Source organism: Ensifer sp. LC11 (assembly GCF_001695835.1).
Taxonomy (GTDB): domain Bacteria; phylum Pseudomonadota; class Alphaproteobacteria; order Rhizobiales; family Rhizobiaceae; genus Ensifer.
This window is the reverse complement of record NZ_MBSO01000012.1, coordinates 39,420-60,192: the sequence shown is the minus strand read 5'-3', so window position 1 is coordinate 60,192 and position 20,773 is coordinate 39,420. Positions and strand designations below refer to the sequence as shown.

At 62.4% G+C, this 20,773-nt stretch carries 17 protein-coding genes; 7 read left to right on the top strand and 10 right to left on the bottom strand.

The annotated features are described in order from the left end of the window. Nucleotides 1-4: 4 nt before the first annotated feature. From BBX50_RS08970 to BBX50_RS08935, 8 genes are all read right to left on the bottom strand, one after another. On the bottom strand, nucleotides 5-1,684 hold the full coding sequence (locus BBX50_RS08970) for a formate--tetrahydrofolate ligase (protein ID WP_065774974.1): 1,680 nt from the start codon (nucleotides 1,682-1,684) through the stop codon (nucleotides 5-7). A gap of 171 nt (nucleotides 1,685-1,855) precedes the next feature. Continuing rightward, on the bottom strand, nucleotides 1,856-3,082 hold the full coding sequence (locus BBX50_RS08965; protein ID WP_065774973.1) for a DUF2333 family protein: 1,227 nt from the start codon (nucleotides 3,080-3,082) through the stop codon (nucleotides 1,856-1,858). A gap of 3 nt (nucleotides 3,083-3,085) precedes the next feature. Further along, nucleotides 3,086-4,375 (bottom strand): DUF6638 family protein, encoded by a 1,290-nt coding sequence (locus BBX50_RS08960; protein WP_065774972.1) that lies wholly within the window; start codon nucleotides 4,373-4,375, stop codon nucleotides 3,086-3,088. A gap of 136 nt (nucleotides 4,376-4,511) precedes the next feature. Further along, on the bottom strand, nucleotides 4,512-6,428 hold the full coding sequence (locus tag BBX50_RS08955) for an AAA family ATPase (RefSeq protein WP_065774971.1): 1,917 nt from the start codon (nucleotides 6,426-6,428) through the stop codon (nucleotides 4,512-4,514). A gap of 2 nt (nucleotides 6,429-6,430) precedes the next feature. Beyond that, a complete protein-coding gene (locus tag BBX50_RS08950; protein ID WP_065774970.1) occupies nucleotides 6,431-7,579 on the bottom strand; it encodes a hypothetical protein in 1,149 nt (382 codons plus the stop codon). Between the two features lie 58 nt (nucleotides 7,580-7,637). Then, nucleotides 7,638-8,726 (bottom strand): hypothetical protein, encoded by a 1,089-nt coding sequence (locus tag BBX50_RS08945; RefSeq protein ID WP_065774969.1) that lies wholly within the window; start codon nucleotides 8,724-8,726, stop codon nucleotides 7,638-7,640. Nucleotides 8,727-8,890: 164 nt separating this feature from the next. Next, a complete protein-coding gene (locus tag BBX50_RS08940) occupies nucleotides 8,891-9,277 on the bottom strand; it encodes a cytochrome c family protein (protein ID WP_065774968.1) in 387 nt (128 codons plus the stop codon). Between the two features lie 86 nt (nucleotides 9,278-9,363). Further along, complete coding sequence (locus BBX50_RS08935; protein ID WP_065774967.1) at nucleotides 9,364-9,951, bottom strand: thymidine kinase; 588 nt, start codon at nucleotides 9,949-9,951, stop codon at nucleotides 9,364-9,366. Between the two features lie 248 nt (nucleotides 9,952-10,199). On the opposite strand from BBX50_RS08935, the gene BBX50_RS08930 reads away from it, so the two are divergent. The 6 genes from BBX50_RS08930 (at nucleotide 10,200) to BBX50_RS08905 (ending at nucleotide 15,639) form a co-directional block, all read left to right on the top strand. Next, the gene (locus tag BBX50_RS08930) at nucleotides 10,200-11,156 is read left to right on the top strand and encodes a choline ABC transporter substrate-binding protein (RefSeq protein ID WP_065774966.1); all 957 of its coding nucleotides are present in this window, start codon (nucleotides 10,200-10,202) and stop codon (nucleotides 11,154-11,156) included. Between the two features lie 82 nt (nucleotides 11,157-11,238). After that, a complete protein-coding gene (choW, locus tag BBX50_RS08925) occupies nucleotides 11,239-12,084 on the top strand; it encodes a choline ABC transporter permease subunit (RefSeq protein WP_065774965.1) in 846 nt (281 codons plus the stop codon). After that, entirely contained in the window at nucleotides 12,081-13,130 is a 1,050-nt protein-coding gene (gene choV / locus BBX50_RS08920; RefSeq protein WP_065774964.1) for a choline ABC transporter ATP-binding protein, read from the top strand. The genes choW and choV overlap by 4 nt, the downstream gene beginning before the upstream one ends. A 95-nt stretch (nucleotides 13,131-13,225) precedes the next feature. Then, nucleotides 13,226-13,969 (top strand): HugZ family protein, encoded by a 744-nt coding sequence (locus BBX50_RS08915; RefSeq protein WP_065774963.1) that lies wholly within the window; start codon nucleotides 13,226-13,228, stop codon nucleotides 13,967-13,969. A 119-nt stretch (nucleotides 13,970-14,088) separates the two neighbouring features. After that, nucleotides 14,089-14,433: a metalloregulator ArsR/SmtB family transcription factor gene (locus tag BBX50_RS08910; RefSeq protein WP_065774962.1), complete on the top strand. Its 345-nt coding sequence runs from the start codon at nucleotides 14,089-14,091 to the stop codon at nucleotides 14,431-14,433. A gap of 171 nt (nucleotides 14,434-14,604) precedes the next feature. After that, on the top strand, nucleotides 14,605-15,639 hold the full coding sequence (locus tag BBX50_RS08905) for a Gfo/Idh/MocA family oxidoreductase (RefSeq protein WP_065774961.1): 1,035 nt from the start codon (nucleotides 14,605-14,607) through the stop codon (nucleotides 15,637-15,639). Nucleotides 15,640-15,665: 26 nt separating this feature from the next. Here the strand turns inward: BBX50_RS08905 and BBX50_RS08900 are convergent, their stop codons facing one another. Beyond that, a complete protein-coding gene (locus tag BBX50_RS08900; protein ID WP_065775413.1) occupies nucleotides 15,666-16,754 on the bottom strand; it encodes a Gfo/Idh/MocA family oxidoreductase in 1,089 nt (362 codons plus the stop codon). A 56-nt stretch (nucleotides 16,755-16,810) separates the two neighbouring features. Beyond that, complete coding sequence (locus BBX50_RS08895) at nucleotides 16,811-19,063, bottom strand: glycoside hydrolase family 9 protein (RefSeq protein ID WP_065774960.1); 2,253 nt, start codon at nucleotides 19,061-19,063, stop codon at nucleotides 16,811-16,813. A 276-nt stretch (nucleotides 19,064-19,339) separates the two neighbouring features. On the opposite strand from BBX50_RS08895, the gene BBX50_RS08890 reads away from it, so the two are divergent. After that, the gene (locus BBX50_RS08890) at nucleotides 19,340-20,665 is read left to right on the top strand and encodes an aspartate aminotransferase family protein (RefSeq protein ID WP_065774959.1); all 1,326 of its coding nucleotides are present in this window, start codon (nucleotides 19,340-19,342) and stop codon (nucleotides 20,663-20,665) included. Nucleotides 20,666-20,773 lie beyond the last annotated feature (108 nt).

Genomic DNA, 20,773 nt, shown 5'->3' with positions numbered 1-20,773 from the left:
GAGGCTAGAACAGCCCCTCGATGTAGCCCTGGTCGTTCAGGAAGATCTTCTCCGACGAAGGCACCTTCGGCAGCCCCGGCATCGTCATGATCTCGCCGGTGATGACCACGATGAAGCCGGCCCCGGCCGCAAGCCGCACTTCCCGGATCGGTACCGCGTGACCGCTCGGCGCGCCGCGCAGGTTCGGGTCGGTCGAGAAGGAATACTGCGTCTTGGCCATGCAGATCGGCAGATGGCCGTAGCCCTGAACTTCCCAGCTGCGCAACTGATCGCGCACCGACTTGTCGGCAATCACCTCGCTCGCGTGATAGATGTCCTTGGCGATCGTCTCGATCTTGTGGAAGAGCGACATATCGTCGGGATAGAGCGGCGAAAACTGGGAGTGCCCACCCTCGGCAAGGGCCGCCACCTTGCGCGCCAGTTCCTCGATACCCGCCGATCCCTCGGCCCAATGTCGGCAAAGCACTGCCTCGGCGCCAAGCGTCGCCACGTAATCCTTGATCGCCTGGATCTCGGCCTCCGTATCGGAGGTAAAGTGGTTGATCGCGACGATCACGGGAACACCGAACTTTTTCACATTCTGCACATGCCGGCCGAGGTTGGCGCAGCCCTTGCGCAGCGCCTCCAGGTTTTCGCGGCCCAGATCGTCCTTCTTGACCCCGCCATTCATCTTGATCGCCCGGACGGTGGCGACAAGCACCGCGGCATCGGGCTTCAGCCCGGCCTTGCGGCACTTGATGTCGAAGAATTTTTCCGCGCCGAGATCGGCGCCAAAACCGGCTTCGGTCACCACATAATCGGCAAGCTTCAGCGCCGTCGTCGTCGCGATCACCGAGTTGCAGCCATGGGCGATGTTGGCGAAGGGGCCGCCGTGAACGAAGGCGGGGTTGTTTTCAAGCGTCTGGACGAGATTCGGCTGCATCGCGTCCTTGAGCAGCACAGCCATCGCGCCATCGGCCTTGATGTCGCGGGCAAAGACCGGGCTCTTGTCGCGGCGGTAGCCGACAATGATGCTGCCGAGCCGTTGCTCCAGATCCTTGAGGTCCCTCGACAGGCAGAGGATCGCCATCACCTCCGAAGCGACGGTGATGTCGAAGCCGGTCTCGCGCGGGTAGCCGTTGGCGACCCCGCCGAGCGAGCCGACAATATGGCGCAACGCCCGGTCGTTCATGTCCATCACCCGCCGCCAGGCGATGCGGCGGACGTCGATATTCTGCTCGTTGCTCCAATAGATGTGGTTGTCGAGCAGCGCCGCCAGCAGGTTGTGCGCCGAGGTGATCGCGTGGAAGTCGCCGGTGAAGTGGAGGTTTATGTCCTCCATCGGCACGACCTGCGCATAACCGCCGCCGGCCGCACCGCCCTTGACGCCGAAGCAGGGGCCGAGCGAGGCCTCGCGGATGCAGACAATCGCCTTCTTGCCGATGCGGTTGAGCCCGTCGCCAAGGCCGACGGTCGTCGTCGTCTTGCCCTCGCCGGCCGGTGTCGGGTTGATCGCCGTCACCAGGATCAGATGGCCGTTTTTCTTCTCGCGCTGGCGGGCAATGAAATCGGCGCCGATCTTCGCCTTGTCGTGGCCATAGGGCAGAAGGTCCTCAGGCGGAATGCCGAGTGCTGCCCCAATCTCCAGGATCGGCTTTTTCCTCGCCGCGCGTGCAATCTCGATATCGGACTTAACCTCCGTCATGGCATGTTCCCTCCCCAGGGTTTCTTTTTTTACCACGCCTTCGAAGGCGCAGTTTGCGATGCCGGAGCGGGATGAGGAAACGTCTCTGCGGCTTGCGCCCGCATTCCGCTCAAACTCAAATCAAATCGGCAGCGGCCGCCTGGAATGCGGCCGTCACCTTGTCATCTTGCCCTATCGGGCGAGGATGTCGCGCATCTCGACGATATTGGATCGCACCCTCAGCGTATAGAAGCCCATCGTCGCCAGGTGCGTCGGCATGACCCAGCCGGCCTCCTCGCCGTTGGAGATGATGAAGGGCTGAATGCGCAGGGCGGCGCGCAGCTGCTTGATCGTTTCCGTCCAGATCGGCAACAGGCCGCGCTGGGCAACGACGTTGTCAAAGTCGGCACCGGCAGCCGACAGGATGCCGTAATAGCCGTAGAGCTGGCCATAGGCGAACCAGAAACGGTCGTCGGCGCGCGTATCGAACCAGCCGCCATTGTGGTTTTCGGAGCGCTCGCGCAGGATTGCCGAGGTGTTGCCGAGGTCGTTGGCAACGCGGTCGAGGAACTCGACGAGGTTGTCGGAGCGGCCGTCGAAGATCGCTTCGCACTTGCTGAGGGAGGTGTTGAAGCTGCGCAGATCCTTCATGGCGGCGCGGTAGAAGCTCGGTGTCGGCGTCTTCGGGCCGAACGGGCTGAGGCCGAAATACCAGGTCTCCTCATCGAACTGCATGTTGCCGCGCGCGCTCTGCAGATTGTTGTTGATGCCGGAGGTGCCGCGCACACGACCGAGCGAGTCGACCAGCTCCACTGACGTGCGGCGGATTGCCTGGTTGATGCCGCGCTGGAACGAGGCCTTGTTGTCGAGCCAGGGCGTGTCGTCCCAGTCGAGCCCGAAGAAGCCGAGCTTGTAGAGCAGCATCGACGAGATCCAGGCGTTCTCGTTGACGTTGAAATCGATGAGGTCGGCCGTGACGTCGACGATCGCCGAGGTCTGGCACACGGTGCCGGCCGGCAGTTGAACGGCCGCCAGCGCTTCCGGCGTCGATTCCATCGGCTGCGTCGCCACGCCCGCAAGGTTGTTGGCGGCACCACCGGTTGTCGACTGTCCGGTCGAAGTCGCACCGGGACCGCTCATCGGCGAGCCGGCAGGGATCTTTCGCTCCGCCAGCCTGTAACGGTCGACATAGTCTTCACTGAAGTTTGTCCAGGCCTGGGTCTGCCAGATGAAGTAGCCGTAGAACAGGATGAGCCCTAACAGGATGAGGCCGATCGGCCCCTTGATGATCCAGCTGCGCTGCCGGTACCAGTTGCCGACCGCGACGAAGGGCCAGAGCAGCCAGGCAACGGCGAGCCCGATGCCGCGGCCGATCGCGGTAAAGACGCGCTGGAAAAACGCAACGATCGGATCGAACATGTCCTATTCCTCTCTGAGCCCGTAGAGCTTGTGGCGGAAGGCCGCCTTGTCTTTCAGATATGTGCCGGTAAGCGTCGCCACAACATATTCCTTGAAGCTTTCGCTATAACGCTCGTAGGCGTCGTAAAAGCCCTGCTTGTCGAAGACGAAGCGCGAGACGAAATCGCGGGGAACGAGCTGCGATATCAATCGATTGACCAGCCATTGATCGGGATGGGCGGGTGCTGCACGCACCAGCATGAAACGGTTGGCCGGCGCCACGTCCTGCATCTTGATGGTACCGGTGGCGGCCACCGTGCGGATCATCTCCTGCAGGAAGGGATAGGCGCCGTCCTTGGCGACAGCAGCGGCATTGCGGTGCATCCAGGTCTGCAGCCAGATCCGGTCGGCATTGGCGAGATCGGCCGCCGGCTCGGTCTCGTGGATCAGGCCGCGCACGACCATGTCGGCGCGATGTTGATAGAGCCCTGAATCCTCGACCCAGGAGGCCTGCGGCAGTTGCAGCCGCTTGGTCGATGCGAGGAAATCATAGATGCGGGCGTGGTCGTTGATGGCGATATAGCTTACCTGCCAGGGCCGCGACCGGCGGAAGCCGGGAACAGACGGGTCACAGATGACAGTCGTCGTCTTGTCGTCGAGAAAGACGTAGACCCCGCCGAAATGGTTGGCCCAGAAGGCTTCGTGGCGGAAGACAAGCTGATCCGGCACCAGTGCGTTCTGGCGGATGTCGCCGGTCAGCTTGGCAAGCTCGACCATGCGGTTCAGCATCTCGTCGTCGGTCCAGGCCGTCGGCACCTTCTTCAGACGATCGACCAGACCGCGCAGCTCGGCCGCCTTGCCGAGCATGTCCTCGGCCGAAAGCACCCGGAAGCGTACCTCGTTGATCGACAGGAGATCGTCGATGTCGTCGACGATCGAAACCGAATCCTCGATTTCGCCGTAGAGCGCATCCTTGATCGTCACCGCATTGATTGCGCGGCTGTTGGCGTTGAAAAACTCGTGCATCAGCGCCGCCGTGTTGGAGAAGCTCGTATGCACGACCGGCAGCTCCGCCTGATCCGGCGTCATGATGATGAAACGGCGGTTGACCCGGTTCGGATCGAGATAGTCGCGATCGCCCAGCTCCTCGGCAATTTCAGGAGAAAACCCGGTCATGTCGATGCTGAAACGCGTCAGCGCCGTCGGACGCAGGCCAAAGCCTTCGAGCGCCTTGTTGTAACGCGCGATCAAATGCGGCTCGGAGATTTCGAGCAGCCGTCCGTAGATCAATTCGGCCTCAAGCAGGCGTTTCATGCGGCATTCCCCTCAACGCAGGTCCCGCGTGGGCCACGTCCCCTCTCCCCGCAAGCGGGGAGAGGGGACGGCGTCGTGCCCCGCAGCTGAGCTCCGGAACTGACCATGGCACAGGCATGATATGCCCCAGAAACCATCACCCCTGCCACCGGCCATCGCGTTTCATTGCCTCGATTTCGCGGATCGCCTTTTCGCGTTGGCGCTCGCGGCGGATGATGTCGGTGACGGCAGCATCGTCGGACTTGTCGGTGTAGCGGAACTCGCTGTCGGCGTAGCGGTTGATTTCCTGCAGCACCATCTCGATGGTGATCGGGCCGCGCAGCGCCTCGATCATCGCTTTCTTCTCGTCGTAACCCTTGTGCATGAAGGAGCCGGCATCCTTGAACCAGTCATCCGGCAACTCGACATCCATGGCCCTGAGCTTGATCGCGTCGGTGATGTTCTTGATCGCCCGGCCGGTAAAGCGCGGCTCGGCTTCCTTGATCATATGCAAATAGGCGCCGACATCGGCGAGCGAGGCAAGCGCGCCCCTCTCCTTCTGGTAGCGCTCCCAGACGGCGATGAGGCCATCCTCCTTCGGCCGTGCGTGTTCGGCATAGGACTGCGACACCGCCCGTTTGATCTCCTGGCCCTCGAACAGCTGGTGTTCGCCAAGCGGCATCTTGTGGTTCTTGCCGACCAGCAGCGCGAAGATGTCGACATAGTCGTCCTCGGTCTGCGGCCCGTCCACCAGCCAGCGGGCACCGGCGCGCTGGCGCAGTGCGTCATCGACATTCTCCGGATAGTTGGAGAACATGCCGAAGGTGCAATTGCCGCGCACGACGGTCGAGGCACCGGCAAAACTCTCCATCAGCACAGCCGTCACCTCGTGCTGGCCGGCAGACGCACGGTCGTCGGAACGTTTCGCCGCCACTTGGTCGACATCGTCGATGGTGCCAAAGCCGATCGCCCGTGGATTGATGACGTTGTTGACGAATTCCTTGCAATTCTGGCCCGACTTGCCCTGGTAGGAGGAGATCTGGTCGACGCCGAAATTCTCGTAATGGAAGGCGTAGCCGGCAATCTCGCAATAGTCGTTGAGCATGCCGGCGAGCATCTGGATCAGGATCGTCTTGCCGGTGCCGGGCATGCCGTCGCCGATGAAGGTGAAGAGAAAGCCGCCAAGTTCGACAAACGGGTTCATCTGCCGGTCGAAGTCGTAGGCCATCAGCATCTTGGCAAGCTTCAACGCCTGGTACTTGGCGATGTGGTTACCGATGATCTCCTCGGGCTTCTTGAAGGTCATGACCAGCGGTTTGCGCTTCTGGCCGGGTGCGACGTCGAAGCCGTTCAGCGTGAAGTCATCCTGGTCAAGCCGGATATGCACGGTCTCGAAGCTCTGCAGGCCGGTGAAACGCGCCTTGCGCGCAATCAGCCCCTCGATCGCCACGCGCGAGAAGGCGCGCGCCCGGGCGGTCAGCGCCAGGTCATCGGGTGCCCCGGCGATGCCACGATCGAGCGCCGCGACGAGGCTCTTCAATGCATCCTGCGGCGTGTCGAACAGAAAGTCGGGTTCGACAGCATCATCGACCGGCTCCCCCTCGCCTGACAGCGTCGAGCCGAGATAGGCGGAAAGCGTGAAGGCAGCGACATAGGCCGATGCCGACAGCAGAGCCTTGAACTGGGTCGCCTCGTCTCCGGCAAGCGGCGACGTCGCGTTTTTCGCCTGGAGCTGTTCGAGGCTCGTCTGGCGGGCAAAGACATCGGCAACGGCAAGTGCCACCTGGATGCCGCGGCGGGTCCGGTAGAGCACCGCGTGCTGCGCCGGCGAGAACATCGGGTCGCCCTGCCGCACCGACTGTATGGTCTTGGTCAGCTCGACCTCGCGCGTGCGGCGCTGGCCGCCGGTCGAAACGGTCGACACGAAGCGGCGGCCCGTGCCGGCAAGCGTCGTGCCGGCGGCAGGATCATCGCGCTCAAGGATGATGAGCTTGGTCACCAGCCCCTGGGCCACCGCCTGGTGCTTGGCGATCTCGTCCTCGTGCAGCGTCGTCAGCCCCGTATTGAGTGTCATCGTCAAACCTCGCTTACGACCTGGTTGCCGGAAATGACGTGGACCTTGTAGTCACCGAACACCTGTTCAGCTTCGCCGGCGGCATAGAGCGCCTGATAGGCGTCATGCGGCACCAGCGCGTGCTTTTCATAGGAAGAGACCCCCATGCGCGTCGCTTCCAGATTGGCAGTGTCGATGTGGAATTCCTCCTGCGCCGGCGTCGTCGACCAGAAGCCGCGCTTGGCCGGCCGCTCCGCCTTGGAGAAGACCTCCTGCACCGTCCAGGTCAGAAGCCAGGCATTCTCGGTTTTCCGCACCTTGGAGAGGATGTCGTTGATGCGCGCATTGTTTTCGGTGATCCCGGCTGAATAGAAGGGGCCGAGCACGATGCGGCGCAGCTGCTTCGGGTGCAGCTCGTCAAAATCCTTGTCGAGATTGGTGGCGATCGTCACCGGGGTCAGCGAATAGCTGCTGTTCTTGGAGGCGAAATCGTCGAAGCGGCTGGCAAGGTCGGGATTGAGCAGGCCTCCGACCGGCAGCGGGATCTCGACCTGCGGATTGAGCTTGCCGTCTTCGGTCACCAGCATCTCGACGATCTTTTCAGACGAATCCTCGATCGTCGCCATGTAGACCATCGGCAGCGTGCTGGTGCCGTCAAACGCGCCCCAACTCACCACATAATAGGGCCGCATCGTCTTGGAATTGACGGCGACGCGGATGGTTTCCGGCAGGATGAAGGGCGAGAAGATCTCACCCTTGCCGATCTGCTCGAGATAGAGCCGCTCAGCCATGCGCGCCTGCAGCGCTTCGGGAAAAGCCTTCTGCCTGAGGACGAAATCGACCATCTCTTCGCGCAGCGCATCGGCCGAAGGAATATCGGCCAGACGCTTCGCCGCCGTCTGGCGATCGTTCTCCAGCTCAAGCACATTCTGGAACACCGGAAAACCGCTTTCGGCCCGCGAAATCCGGAACTGGTCGACAAACCCGATCCGGTTCTCCCAGCAGTCGATCGAGGCCTTCAGCCGGCCGAGATAGGGAACGATCACCTCACCGACCACGGTGTTGCGATAAAGCGGCGAGTTGCGGTCGCCGAGAAAGAGTTCGAGCCCGGCGAGTGCCGCGTGGATCGACGCGAAATACTGTCCGACAGCGGATGAAGCTGCGACTTTCATGCAAATCCCCGTGGCGTGCTCCGGACGGCAAACTCGGTTCGGATCATGCGCCGGCCGATCACTGCTTCACGTAATTGGCAGTGTTGTGTTTATCCATCACCGACTGGAAGCGGCGGGCAAAGGCGTCGTCGGCGAGCTTCTTGCGGCGCTGGATATCCTGCGTCGAAAGCATGTTCTTTTCATGCATTTCGAGGAGATCGCCGATGTGGCGCTGCGCGGCTGCACCAATGCCGGCCATCGTCTCTTCAGCGGCCGTGTCCACCTGGCTGCCGAGCGTATTGATCTTGTGGGCGACATCCTGCTGGGCCGCCGTTTTCAGCGAATCTTCCAGCGCCTTGTAGAGCACGATGCGCTGCTCGGTATCGATCGTCAGCTTGTTGATCAGCGTGTTCTGCGCGGCGATCTGGTTGTTGAGCGAATCGACGAAGGTCTGGAACATCGAGGTATAGCGTTCGAGCGTCTGGCTTTCGGCAAGCAGTTCCTGCTCCTTGGCCTGCTTCTCATTGTACTCGGTGGCAAGCGCAGAACGCTCGCCTTCAAGCTCGGTGCGGACCTTCTGCTCGGTCGAGGCGGCAATGCGGTTTTCGATGTCGAGCAGCAGCGGGTTCAGCTCCTCGATGCGCTTCTGCACGGCTTCGAGGTTCGACATCGTGCCCTTGCGGCGCTCGATCACCTGGATCAGGCTCTGTTCCGAGGTCTTGTAGCGCTGGTCGAGGATCGACTTCTGTTCCTTGAGGATGCCGACGATCATGTCGGACTTCGACAGCAGTTCCTGCAGGTTGCCGGCAAGCGACATGTTGCGCACCCGGTCCGTGCGCATGCGCTGCATCTTCTGCTTGGAGAAGATGCCGATGAACTTCTCGTAGCCCGTGTAGCTCTTCATGCTCTCGAATTCGGAGCCGAAGACGTTGGTCGCATCCTCAAGGCCGATGATCAGGTCGGCGATATTCGCCTCCATCACCTTCTGCTGGTTGAGGACATCCTGGATGCGGGCGTTTTCGATGTCGAAATTGACGTCGCCGAGCTTGGTCTCAGCCTTGGCAAACTGCTCCAGCACGACGCCGGATTGTTCGAGCTTGCCGCGCATCTCATTGACGACGCTTCTCGTCTTCTCGATCTCCGCGTCAAAATTCTGAAGAGTCGCCATTTCTTCCCCCTCGATCCATCGTGGCAAGATCCGCCAGCACGGCCAAATTATTCAGCCTTCGATTGCAGTTATATAAAGGATGTTTACGGGAAGAGGACAAGCCTTCCCCGGCAGCTTTTTGGTCAGCCACGACAGCGAAGTGCTTGAGATATCGAAAGCATTGCCTATTTGGCGGCCGGCGGCGCCTTCAGGTAGGCGATCACGTCGGCAATGTCCTGCGGCTTCTTGAGACCCGGAAAACTCATCTTGGTACCGCCGACCATCGCCTTGGGGCTCAAGAGATACTCACTCAGCGTCGCCTCGTCCCAGACATGCCCTTCGGCGCCAAAGGCCTTCATAGCATCCGAATAGCTGTAGCCGTCAACCGAAGCGGCCGGCCGGCCGATGACACCCATAAGGCTCGGTCCCACCCGGTTGACTGGCTCGCTTGCGGTGTGACAGGCGGCGCATTTGCGGAACACCGCGGCCCCCGCCGTCGCATCGCCACCAGCATATGCAGCCGATGTTCCGAGACCAAGACAGAGGAAAAGACTGGGAAGCAGGCGCCGCATCGAAAACCTCTTGCTGACAACACCGGACGAGAATGGCACTGCGACGGCGGCGGCCGCAACAGGTCAGTCGGTCGCAGCTGTCTCCGTCACTCGCAGCGCATCAGGTCGTCCCAATGGCGCCGGCAATAGGACACATATTTCTCGTTGCCGCCAACTTCGACCTGGGCGCCCTCGCGCACCACCTTGCCCTGACCGTCGAGGCGCACGACCATCGTCGCCTTGCGGCCGCAGTGACAGATGGTACGCACTTCGCGCAGTTCGTCGGCGATCGCGAGCAGCGCCATCGAGCCCGGAAACAGCTTGCCCTGAAAATCGGTGCGCAGGCCATAGGCCATGACCGGGATGCCGATCCGGTCGGCGACGCGGGCGAGCTGCCAGACCTGCGCCTCATTGAGAAACTGCGCCTCGTCAACGAAGACGCAGGCGATCTCGCCTGAACCATCCTTATGCAGCGTTTCGATCAGCGCGTAGAGGTCGTCGTCGCCGTGGAACGGGATGGCATCCGCGCCAAGCCCGATGCGCGACGAGATGCGACCAACCCCTCCCCGGTCGTCATGCGCGGCGATCAGCATCACCACGCGCATGCCGCGCTCCTGGTAGTTGTAGGAAGCCTGCAGCAGCATCGTGCTCTTGCCGGCATTCATCGTCGCATAGCTGAAATAGAGTTTGGCCATTGTCACCGCGTCCGGTTTTCCGTTCTCCGGGTAATGACGAGGCTTGCCCAGGAAGGCCAGAGCGCGTTTGCGGCACCCACAGTTTTTCGCCGGACTAGACCATTTCGTGGACATTGCGACATGCAGCGTCGCATCGTGCACCCCGTCAGCATATTGACGCAATACACTTCCTTCGACATCAAAGCGCTTGAATTCGCTATCCAATGGTGTTTGGCTAAAACAATAATAGAGGCAGGGGAACGACAACGATGATAAAAGGACTCTCTCTCAAAGTCATGCTGGCGGGCGCCGTTTCGCTCGTCGCGCTTTCCGCCGGGCAGGCTGCAGCTGCCGAGCCGGAAAGCTGTGGTACCGTCCGTTTCTCCGACGTCGGATGGACGGACATCACTGCAACCACAGCGACGGTCTCGACCGTTCTCAAGGGCCTCGGCTACCAGACCGATATCAAGGTTCTCTCGGTCCCGGTCACCTACACCTCGCTCAAGAACAAGGACATCGACGTCTTCCTCGGCAACTGGATGCCGACCCAGGAAAACGACGTGCGCCCCTATCTCGACGACAAATCGGTCGAATCCTTCGGGCCGAACCTGGTGGGCGCCAAGTACACGCTAGCGACGAACGCCAAGGGCGCAGAGCTCGGCATCAAGGACTTCAAGGACATCGCCACCAAGAAGGACGCGCTCGATAGCAAGATCTACGGCATCGAACCGGGCAATGACGGCAACCGCCTGATCATCGACATGGTCGACAAGGACACCTTCGGCCTCAAGGGCTTCGAGGTGGTCGAATCCTCCGAGCAGGGCATGCTGGCGCAGGTCGCCCGCGCCGAAAAGGACGGCTCGCCGGTCGTCTTCCTCGGGTGGGAACCGCATCCGATGAACGCCAACTTCAAGCTGACCTATCTCTCGGGCGGCGACGACATCTTCGGCGCCAACTTCGGCGGCGCCGAAGTCTTCACCAACGTGCGCGCCGGTTACACCACCGAGTGCCCGAACGTCGGCAAGCTGCTGACCAACCTGAAGTTCTCGCTCCAGATGGAAAACGAGATCATGGGCAAGATCCTGAACGACGGGCAGGAGCCGGACAAGGCGGCCGAGGAATGGCTGAAAGCCAATCCTGGTGCCGTCGATCCGTGGCTTGCCGGTGTGACCGCCAAGGATGGCGGCGACGGCCTCGCCGCGGTCAAGGCCGCGCTCGGCCTCTGATCGGCACCAAGGCGGGGAAAGACCCCGCCTTTTTTCACCGCGTCACGCGCTCCTTTTTGACCTGACGAGACGGATTACCTTCGTGGAATATCTGACCGATAACCGCATCCCCATCGGGGGCTGGGCCAAGGCATTCGTCGACTGGCTGACGACGAACTTCGATTTCTTCTTCGACCAGCTCGCCCGCTTCCTTCAGACCGTCGCCGACTCGCTGCTCTGGGTCCTTTATGCCCCGCACCCGCTGATCGTCGTCGCCGTCATCACCGGGCTCGCCTGGTGGTTCCGCCGCTCGATCGGCATAACGCTGTTCACCGGCCTTGGCCTGCTTTTGATCATCAACCAGGGCTACTGGAAGGAAACGACGGAAACGCTGGCGCTTGTGCTCGCCGCCACCGCCGTGAGCATGGCCGTCGGCGTGCCGCTCGGCATCGCAGCCGCCCGTCGCCCCTGGGTCTATGCCGTCATGCGGCCGATCCTTGACCTGATGCAGACGATCCCGACCTTCGTCTATCTGATCCCGGCGCTGATCCTCTTCGGGCTCGGCATGGTTCCGGGCCTGATCGCCACGGTAATCTTCGCGATTCCCGCACCGATCCGGCTGACGCGCCTCGGCATCATCTCGACGCCGCCGTCTCTGGTGGAAGCCGCACAGGCCTTCGGCGCGACCCCCGGCCAGGTGCTGCGCAAGGTGGAGCTGCCCTTTGCCATGCCGCAGATCATGGCTGGCCTCACCCAGACGATCATGCTGTCGCTGTCGATGGTGGTTATCGCCGCACTCGTGGGCGCCAGCGGCCTTGGCGTTCCGGTCGTAAGAGCCTTGAACACGGTCAACATCGCCAAGGGCTTCGAAGCCGGCCTCTGCATCGTCATCCTGGCGATCATTCTCGACCGCCTTTTCCGCTCGTCCGACGAAGGAGAAGGCGCATGACCAACGCCGTCGTTTTCAAGAATGTCGACATCATCTTCGGCAACAACCCGCAAACCGCGCTGCAGATGGTCGACCAGGGCAAGACCCGCGACGAGATCGGCGCCGAAACCGGCCTCGTGCTTGGCGTCGCCGGCGCTTCGCTCGAAATCACCGAAGGCGAGATCCTCGTGCTGATGGGGCTGTCGGGCTCCGGCAAGTCGACCCTGCTCAGGGCCGTCAACGGCCTCGCCCCGGTGGTGCGTGGCGACGTCGAGGTGAAGACCGCAAACGGTGCGCTCAATCCCTATCGCACCAATGCCAAATCGCTGCGCGATTTCCGCATGCACACGGTCTCGATGGTGTTCCAGCAGTTCGCGCTGCTGCCCTGGCGCACCGTTGCCGACAATGTCGGCTTCGGTCTCGAGCTTGCCGGCATGCCGGACGCCGAGCGCAAGGCGCGTGTCGGCGAGCAGCTCGAGCTCGTCAACCTGACGAAGTGGGCGGGGCGCAAGGTCAACGAACTCTCGGGCGGCATGCAGCAGCGCGTTGGGCTTGCCCGCGCCTTTGCCACCGGCGCGCCGATTCTTCTGATGGACGAGCCGTTCTCGGCACTCGATCCCCTGATCCGCACCCGTCTGCAGGATGAACTGCTCGAGTTCCAGCGGCGGCTGAAGAAGACGATCATCTTCGTCAGCCACGATCTCGACGAAGCCTTCCGCATCGGCAACCGCATCGCCATCATGGAGGGCGGCCGCATCATCCAGTGCGGCACGCCGCAGGATATCGTCAAGAATCCGGCCAACCAGTATGTCGCCGATTTCGTTCAGCACATGAACCCGATCACCATGCTGACGGCGATGGACGTGATGCAAACGGGCGTTCAGCGCGGCGCGACGGTTGCCGGCGTCACAGCCACGGCCAAGCCGACGACACCGCTCGTCGATATTCTCGACGCGATGTCGCGCCAGCCGGGCAGCATCGGGGTCGTCGACAACGGATCGGTCGTCGGCACGATCAATGCTCAGGATGTCGTTGAGGGACTGACGCGCCATCGCAACAAAAGTTGACGAAGCCGCTCAACAAGCCAATAAAAGCCCGGAGAAGCGCTCCGGGCTTTTTTTGTTCCCGAGCGATGATAGCATGGCAGGAAAGGTTCAAAGACATGAGCGACAAGCCGAGCGTATTGCGCGACACCGACGACGAAGCCCGCACCCTCGCCCGCACGCTTCTGCGTGGCGCGCGCAGCGGCTCGCTCGCCGCAATCGAGCCTGACAGTGGCGGCTTTCCTTTCGTCAGCCGCGTCCTCGTCGGCATAGATGTCGACGGCGTGCCGGTAATCCTGATTTCGAAGCTGTCCACCCACACCCAGGCGCTGCTTGCCGACGTCAGGGCCTCGCTTTTGACCGGCGAGCCCGGCAAGGGCGATCCACTGGCCCATCCGCGCCTTACCGTGCAATGCACCGCCGAGCAGGTCGCCCGCGACAGCGAGGCGCATGCGCGCATCCGCGAGCGATTCGTTCGCCGCCACCCCAAGTCGAAGCTTTATGTCGATTTCCCCGATTTCGGCTTCTTCCGGCTGGTACCGCTGCGCGCCAGCCTCAACGGCGGCTTCGGCCGCGCCTATGTCCTGACGACCAAAGACCTGGTGATCGACACGCCGGCGATCGCCTCGCTCGCTGCCAAGGAGGCAAGCGCGATCGAACATATGAATGCCGACCACTCCGACGCGGTGCAACATTATGCCGTCAAGCTCTGCAACGCACCGGAAGGCAACTGGAAGATCGTCGGCATCGACGCCGCCGGGCTCGATCTGGCCGAGGGTGATCGACTGAAACGCCTGGAATTTCCGGCGCCTATCGAAGATAGTTCCAATTTACGGGCAATTTTGCGTGAACTTTACGGTTAATCGCTGGAGAGCTACCCCCATTTCTTGCAGTAGGTGGTTGCCCTTTTATGCATCACGACTAATTATCTTGCTTCGTCAACCATAACTACGTGTGATGTAATTTTCGCATGGAGCACGCAATGCAGCCACTCACGCCTGAAAAACACGATGAAGCCGAGGTAGCAGCCGGTTTCCTCTCGGCCATGGCAAATCCTAAGCGCCTCCTCATCCTCGATTCCCTCGTTAAGGAAGAGATGGCAGTCGGCGCATTGGCCAACAAAGTTGGGCTGAGCCAGTCGGCTCTTTCCCAGCACCTCTCGAAGCTCCGTGCCCAGAACTTGGTCAGCACGCGCCGCGATGCGCAGACGATTTATTATTCGAGCTCATCGGAAGCGGTCATGCGGATTTTGGGCACGCTTTCCCAGATCTACGGCGACGACCAGAACGCCACCGCAGAAAAGACTCCGGTCCGCAAGTCGGCCTGATCTCGTCCGCACGCGCGGACCCGCTCGAACAGCCCCACACGAGAAATCGCGCGGGGCTTATTCTTTTGCGGCGACTGTTGAGCAACGCGAAAGTCTCTGCGTTTACCGAGCCTTGAGACTTGCACGGCACCATGTCGCGCAACAGATCGCAGGCAACAGCGGACATCGAGAATGCGTGACAGGGTCCGTTGGGGCATCGCCGGCACCGGTACAATCGCGAACAGTTTTGCGTCGGACTTTCAGTTTGCGGCCAATGCGAGCCTTGTCGCCGTCTCGTCCCGCAGCGCTGCGAAGGCCGATGCTTTCGCTGCGCGTTTTGGCGGCATTCGCGGCTATCAGGATATCCGGGCCCTAGCCGACGCACCGGATGTCGACGCGATCTACATCGCGTCTCCCAACGCGCTGCATCGCGAGCACGCCGCCGTCGCGCTTGCCGCCGGCAAGGCGGTGCTGATCGAAAAGCCATTGACGACAACGCTCGCCGATGCGCGCGCGCTTGCAAGAACAGCGACCGCCAGCGGCGCCTTCGTCATGGAAGCGCTGTGGACCAACTTCCTTCCGGCGATATCAAGGGTTCGCCAGCTGCTGGCGAGCGAGACGCTTGGCCCCATCAGGCATGTGCGGGCGGAGCTCGTCTACCAAAAGCCCTTCGACGCGGCGAGCCGGTTCTTCGATCCGGCCCTCGGCGGCGGTTCTCTGCTCGATCTCGGCGTCTATCCGATTGCACTCTGCCTCAATCTCTTCGGAGCGCCGGCCTCAATCGGAGGCACCTGGAAAAGCGCGCCCTCCAGCGTCGATCTCTCGGCAGAGGTCAAGTTGGTCTATGACGGTTTCCACGCTGAGCTCGCCTGCGGTTTCGACCGCAATGGCCATAACCGTTTCATCATCGAAGGCGATCGCGGCACACTGGCGATCGATGCGCCCTTCCTGAAAGCAAGCCGTCTCTTCGTCGCCAGCAGCAGGCCCGCCCGCAGTCTGCTGGCATCCAAGCGGCTCACCCTCTTCAAGGTTGCCAGGCGCGTCCCCCTGCCCGGCCTCAAGCGTCTCGACTATGGCTTTCCCGGCAACGGCCTGCAATTCGAGATCGAGGCCGCGAGCGCTGCCATCCTTGAAGGGCGGCGCGACCATATGCTGATGCCGCTGTCGCGCAGCATCGAGGCCCTGGAAATCATCGAGACCATCCGCGCAAGGCCACCCGCGGCCTGAGGATCGGCACTCCTGGCGAACCCGGCCTACATATCGAGAGGACGATAATCGCGCCAGCCGCTATTGAGCGCGAGCACGACCTCCGTCAGATGCCGTGCCGTGGCGCCTGAGAAGTACGGCGTCTCCCCACCTGCAATCGCCTGCGCCTGCACCGCGATGCCGCGCATGAAATCGATCTGTGAGGGAAAGGCCGGAAGAGTCGCTGCCGATGGAGCCTTCGGGTAACGCACCTTCGTTCCGGGATAGAGCCGAACCGGCAGTTTGCGGCCGAGTTTCCACTCCAGCCAGTCAAGTCCGCGGTGGGTGAGCGACCGTTTCGCGCCGAACGCCTCCACATGGATCGGCGAACGATTGTCCCAGAGATCGCGGACGGAGATCGTGCCCTTGTCGCCGATAACAGTCAGCGAGCGGTCGCGCGGCGCCGCCAGGCCACAGGTGACACGGGCTGTCACGCCGGAGCGGAACGCCAGGCAACCCACGGAAAAATCGGGGCCGAGCGCCAGCGTTTCGGTTCCCGGGCCCTTGTCCGGGAAGGTCAGTGCGGAGACCGCGCTGACCTCGGCGACCGGCCCGAAGAGCGAGACGAGCCAGCTTGCGGCGTAGCCTGCATGTTCGAGCGTGCACCCAACCTCGAATTCATGCACGCCCGGCCAACGCGCGCCCGAGCGGCTGCGCCAGGCGCGCCAGTTCGCTTTAAAGACCGGACCGTCCTCCATCTCCGCATAGACGAGCCGCGGCGTGCCGATGGCGCCGGCTTGCAGCAGGCTTGCGCAAAGCGCGTGCGCATCGCTGAGGGCGTTGGCAGGCGCGCCGGAAAGCACCAGTGCGCGATCGCGGGCAAGTGCGACGAGTTCGCTCGCCTCGTCCACCGTCATCGCCAACGGCTTTTCGCAATAGACGTGCTTGCCGGCGAGAAGCGTTGCGCGATTGACCGTATAGTGACTGTCCGGCGTCGTCAGATTGACGACGATCGAGACGGCAGGATCGGCCAAGACCGCCTCCAGCGACGCATAGGAAGAAACCGCCCAATAGCGCGTAAAGGCGTCGAGGCGCTCGGCGTCGCGATCCCACACACCGGCGAGGCGGAGCTGAGGGTGGTTGGCGAGCGTCGTCATATAGTAGTCGGCGACGAAGCCGGTTCCGACAAAGGCTATCCCGGTCACGCTACCTCCTAGCGGGCATCGGCAAGGAACGACGCGACATAGACGAGCGGCGCATTCCAGTTGATGGCGATTTCGTTGGACCCGTAGGCTTCGATATCGTCGATGTAACAGGTCTGCGGCGGGCAGCCGCGCAGGTGCGCCCTGGCGATATCATCGACAATGGTCGAATTCGGGCCGCCTGCAAGAGAGCCAACCGGCGGATTTGGCAGTGTCGGATCACGCTGGCGCGCGTACCAGCGGCTGTGCTGGTTCTGCGGCGAGCGGGTGCCGTAACCGGTGACATAGGACAGGCCCAGCGCATTGCGGCCGAGAATGTAGTCCATGCCCTCGCGCGCACCGTTGAGAAATGCCCTGTCGCCCGAAAGATCGAAGGCAGCCGAAAGCATGACGATGTTCTGCAGCATCAACTGGTTCGATCCCCAGTCATAGCGCCTGTCCTGCGGCCGGTAGACAATGCCGAAGGGATCGGCCTGTTGCAGCGACAGCAGGTGTTGCGCTGCCGAAAGCACAGAATTGCGGAGCTTCTCCCGATCCGCCATCGGCAAGGACTTGCCATAAAGGGCCAGCTGCAGCCGCGCGAAACCGGCAACGTTGCGCCAATCGAAAGCGCCGGCAGGAGAGAGGGTATCTGCCGTCCACAGCGGCGATGCCCGCAGGGTTCTGAGATACTCGCGATTGCCGGTCGTCAGGTAAAGTTCGGTCGCCGCCCAGAAGAGCTCGTCCGAAATGCTGTCGTCGTCATAGTCGCCGCCGCCCATCAGCCCGTCCGACGTCGGCGCAAACAGCGGCGGATTGGAATTGGCTGCCACCCATGCCTTGCGCGCGGCGGCAAGCAGCCGTGCCGAAAACGTCGGGTTCTCTTCGGCAAAGACCCGCGCGCCCTGGGCAGCAACAGCCGCGACGTCGAGCGTTGCCGCGGTTGAAGGACGATGGAGCGCCCGTGGCTGCGGATCATCACCTGGCAACATCGGGGCTACGGTCCAGCCCGTGTCATGGATCTTGTGGTGCACCATGCCGGCGAGCGGCTCGCCATCCGGCACCATCATGCGCAAAAGAAACTCCAGTTCCCAACGCGCCTCGTCAAGAATGTCGGGAACGCCGTTGCCGGCCTCGGGAATGCGCGACAGCCCATCGCGGATCACCGGTGAGCCCTCGGAAAAGGCAAGGCCGCGTTCGTAGGCGGCAAGCAGCTGCGCTGCCGACAGGGCGCCGGTGACCACATACTTGCCGTGATCGCCCGCATCGTACCAGCCGCCAGTCACATCAAGCTGATAAGGACACGACCAGTCGCCATAGAGCGTCTCGGCTTGCGCACCATTGAGGCATGGGACGGCCTTGTCGCCCTGGTTCGGCGCGATGCCGACGTGACCGGCGGGTCTGGCATAGGCCTTGCCGGCAATCGCCCCCTGGATCGCAATGCCGCTGCGCTGCGGATAGAACCAGGACAGGGCATCGACCCGCAACCGCCCATAGAGATCGTCGCCGATCGAAAAGCGGTCGCTCGCCCAATCACCCGAGACAAGCCGATAGCCGTCACCGGGGGTCGCGAACGCGGAAAAGTCCGCGATCTGCGTTTCGACGCCGGCTGTAGGATCGAAGCCGTGTGGTTGTGTCTTGCCCTTGCCGACGATCCTGTTCCTGGAATCCAGCAGCTGAAAATCGATCGGCCGCTTCGCCTCCGCAACGAACGTCGCCCGCTTTGGACCGTCGGTCAGATAGCCGAGCTGATTGACGCGAATGACCGGCCCCTCCGTCGCCCGTTTGGCCGCACGCGAAGGAGCGCCGGTCGCCACGAGCGAAACGTCGTCGAGGCACACCTGGCCGCCCTCGGTTCCACCCAGCGGAAACACGAGCTGCGCCTCCTCCGGTTCGAGAGCCTCGAACTCCACCGGAAGTGATGTACCGCTTGCCGAACCCGCGACGGTGAATTCGGCCGTTGCCGTCCAGGGGTCGGCAGCCCGCTGCACCCTTGCCGGCACTGCGCGCGCCGGCTTGGTCGCCACCGTCAGCGACAGGCGGTAGACGCGCCCCGGCTCCAGTTTCAAACCATTGACGCCGATCAGCTGGCCCCAGGCTTCGCCGCCGCTCTGAACTTCGACACAGAGCCGACCGCTCTCCCGTAAAAGCGTCAGTCCGTCGCTCGCCCAGAACGTGTCGTGGGCCTCCTCGAAGCGGCCGTCGTCGATCAGTTCGGCGGCCGCCGCCGGGCCCGGCAGGAAGAGCGCGGCAATTACCGCGTGTGCTATCCCCAACCTCAACACGTTCCGAACTCCGAGTTTGCCTGGCCAGGTCTTGGATGGAGAGGCCTTACAGAAGAGGCGCCATGGACCCGGCGAGGCATGGCAGGAGAGCGTTGCCGCAAACAGGTTAAGCTTGAGAAAATTTCCGGAGCCGCGACAAAAAATCGCCGCCTCCGAGGCCCTTTGTGCAGAGCGCCCAAGGCTTGACGCGTCCCGGCGCCCTGATAGTTTGACCAAAGGGTAAAAAATGCAGGCGGAAGCCGCGCCTGACGAGAAGAGAGACCGAGGAGAACTGGAATGTCGAACCGCCTCAACACGCCGAATGATCTGCGCGCCTTCTGGATGCCGTTCACCGCAAACCGGCAGTTCAAGAAGGAGCCACGCCTGTTCGTCGGCGCCAAGGACGTGTACTACACGACCCATGACGGTCGCGCGGTCCTTGATGGAACGGCGGGGCTCTGGTGCGTGAACGCCGGCCATTGTCGCCCGAAGATCACCGAGGCGATCCGCGAACAGGCGGGCGAGCTCGACTACGCGCCGGCGTTTCAGCTCGGTCATCCCAAGGCCTTCGAGCTGGCGAACCGATTGGTCGATATCGCGCCCGAGGGCATGAACCATGTTCTCTACACGAACTCCGGTTCGGAATCGGTCGACACGGCCCTGAAGCTGGCGCTCGCCTATCACCGTGCCAGGGGCGACGGCTCGCGCTTCCGGCTGATTGGTCGCGAACGCGGCTATCACGGCGTCAACTTCGGCGGCGTTTCGGTCGGCGGTATCGTCTCAAACCGCAAGATGTTCGGCACGCTGCTGACCGGCGTCGACCACATGCCGCACACCCACCTGCCGGCGCAGAACGCCTTTACCCGCGGCGAGCCGGAGCATGGCGGCGACCTTGCAACCGAACTCGAGCGCATCGTGACGCTGCACGACGCGTCCACCATCGCAGCCGTGATCGTCGAACCGGTCGCCGGCTCCACCGGCGTGCTGATCCCGCCGAAGGGCTATCTTCAGAAGCTGCGCGACATCTGCACCAAGCACGGCATCCTGTTGATTTTCGATGAAGTCATCACCGGTTTCGGTCGTCTCGGCACGCCGTTCGCCGCACAGTATTTCGACGTGAAGCCCGACATCATCACCACCGCCAAGGGCCTGACCAACGGCGTCATCCCGATGGGTGCAGTCTTCGTCACCTCCGAGATCCATGATGCCTTCATGAATGGCCCGGAGCACATGATCGAGTTCTTCCACGGCTACACCTATTCCGGCAATCCGATCGCCTCGGCCGCCGCCCTTGGCACGCTCGACACCTACAAGGAGGAAGGCTTGCTCACCCGCGCCGCCGAGCTGGCGCCCTATTGGGAAGAGGGGCTGCACTCGCTGAAGGACTGCCCCAATGTCATCGACATCCGCAATCTCGGCCTGATCGGCGCGATCGAGCTGCAGCCGATCGCGGGCGAGCCGACCAAGCGCGCCTTCTCCGCCTTCCTCAAGGCCTATGAAAGCGGCCTGTTGATCCGCACGACAGGCGACATCATCGCCCTGTCGCCACCGCTGATCATCAGCAAGGCAGAGATCGACGAGCTGTTCGGCAAGCTGCGCGCCGTTCTCAACAGCAACATCTAAGCGGCTTTGCACAGCAATCTTGACCCTTCCCCCGGCGACGGGGGAAGGGTTACTCTTATCCAGAATACCCATCCGATCACGACCAGCCGCGCTGGCCGTGCCGCATGC